This window comes from Mesorhizobium sp. LSJC280B00 (assembly GCF_000502835.1).
Classification (GTDB): Bacteria; Pseudomonadota; Alphaproteobacteria; order Rhizobiales; family Rhizobiaceae; genus Mesorhizobium.
Genome location: NZ_AYVL01000101.1, coordinates 1 through 2,014 on the forward strand (window position 1 = coordinate 1; position 2,014 = coordinate 2,014).

Annotated in this window: 2 protein-coding genes; one reads left to right on the top strand and one right to left on the bottom strand. The window is 57.9% G+C overall.

All coding sequences use genetic code 11. The features are described 5' to 3' along the window. Positions 1 to 524 precede the first annotated feature (524 nt). Positions 525 to 1,580, top strand: coding sequence for a hypothetical protein (locus X773_RS73420; protein WP_031213483.1), 1,056 nt, complete (start codon positions 525 to 527; stop codon positions 1,578 to 1,580). On the opposite strand, the gene X773_RS77905 is transcribed toward X773_RS73420, so the two are convergent. Further along, a partial coding sequence (locus X773_RS77905; RefSeq protein WP_210164213.1) for a hypothetical protein occupies positions 1,534 to 2,014 on the bottom strand: 481 nt, incomplete at its 5' end. The two genes, X773_RS73420 and X773_RS77905, sit on opposite strands and share 47 nt — an antisense overlap.

Below are 2,014 nucleotides of genomic sequence, written 5' to 3' on the forward strand. Positions count from 1 at the left end.
GAGCACAAGAAGGAGAGCCTGAGGGCCTTGGCCGCCTGAGCACCGTCATGTGTCCGCCGCTCCGCTAAACACGGGGGCTGCGCGGCGGACACGCCGACGTCACCGCAATGCCACGCCATTTTGCAGAACTTGACGCACACAACTTTCCCGAAACCCGACGTTGAGCGCAACCAGCGCTCCTGACCCTTGCCAGACATTCCAAGGCCAGTGATCGCGATCGTCGGCTATGGATTATTGTTTGCGGTCATTCAGCCCGACGGTTCGAGGCTGTTTGCGATGAGCGGAAGCGGACCTTCCCCGATGTGACCATACTGCGACGCCTCGGCTCGGAAGCGGAGCGTCCACTAGGGCGCCGGATCGCTTCGGATTGATTTGGCTAAGAGAGGTGGAAGCTGTTCGCGTCTATCCGCGACGTTGACCATAACAATTACCGACCATGATCATCTTGACATGCACAATAAGCAGTAGCCTGCGACCACGTTGACCCTTAGTCTGCAACCGTAGGCAACGGTTCAATACGGGTCATGGCAACGCAACTTACTCGGTCGGCGGTTCGCATTTACGGGGCGTTGTCTGCACTCGGAAATGACAGCGGAAACGTGCTGGAAGGGTTGCTGCCGTTCTTCGATCCGATCTTGCGCCGTCACAATGGCAGCAAACTCGACCCAGATGTCATCGCCGCAGCAATTCGCGATATGTACAAGTGGAACTTCAACTCCGATCTGGTCGAGACATTTGTCCCTTACTTAGAGCGTCACGGCTGGATTGTTGCTGACATCGCAGGTGCCAAGGATACCACGTATACGATTCAGATGGCTGACAACGGCGAGCCGGATGCATCCACTCAGACCGTTGAGGCTGAGCTACGCCGCATCGCCACTCAGTTTAAGGAGTTCTCCGAAGCGCTTTCGCCACTCACTACAATCCCCCGAGACGTCGAAGAGTTCGAGGACATCCTTGTCGAATGGCTCCTTTACGTCGAAGCGTTCAGCGAGAAGAGCATCGAGTTCAAAGCGGGCGTCAAACCGGATGCGTCAGGAAAGCTGCGGCAGGTAGTAGAAATCCCCAATACGACCTCCCTCCGAGACGAAGAGAAATTCCTGTGCGCGCGCTTCGTCAAACATGCAATCGAGGAGAACCAAGGCAGTGCTGAGGTACTTGCCCGGATTGCAGCTATCGGGCTTCTGACCGAGGTCGTTCAGGACTTTGTGAAGCCGGTGACCTCGGTCGATAAGACCGACCTCGTTGTCTATCTGGATGCGCCAGTTGCGATGGAACTTCTCGGTGTCTCCGGGAAGTTGGCGCGCGAGAACACTGCCCCTGTCGTGGCCGAACTCATCAGGATCGGGGCCTCGGTTCGAATTTTCGGGCAGAGCCTCGACGAGATAAAGAATAACCTGCAAGCCGTCTTGAAGAATCCGCGCCCTACAGGCCCGACTGCGCATGCCCTATTGAGGCGTGAGGTCTTGCGGGAGTATGTGAACGAGGTGTCGCGCAACCCTGCTCCCCTGTTGGACGCAGTGGGTGTGAAGGCTACGTATCGAACCCGGGAGCAGGCCATCCGAGCACCAGTTCTTTAACAAGGACAACTGGCAGGACCTTTACGGCAGGCTCAGTTACGCCGAGAATCCGTTGGCGCGTGAACACGACACCGACATCACTGCCTTCATTGTCAGACAGCGGCGGGGCAGAACTAGCCGAGACATATTCAAGTCGCACGCGGTCGGCCTGACTCGGAACGGTCTTCTTGCCCAAATTGTCCGCCGAGCGTGTGTCCAAATGAGCGGACTGCCTGACGAAACGGTGCCGCCCGTCGTTCATCGCCGCGTACTTGCGACCGCCATCTGGCTCCGCACAGGCATGGGGGCCGGTGATCTCAACATTCCAAAACGAATGCTGCTGGCAAGCTGCGAACATGTGCTCGCGATCCGTCCGGGAGGATACCCTCCGGCGAAGGCCGCCTTGCGAGAGGACGGCACGGTAGCGAGGCTGCGCTCTTAAGGTCGCCCTTACG

Coding starts and splice junctions, on each gene's coding strand:
- X773_RS73420 (WP_031213483.1), top strand. CDS start 525: ATGGCAACGCAACTTACTCGGTCGGCGGTTCGCATTTACGGGGCGTTG.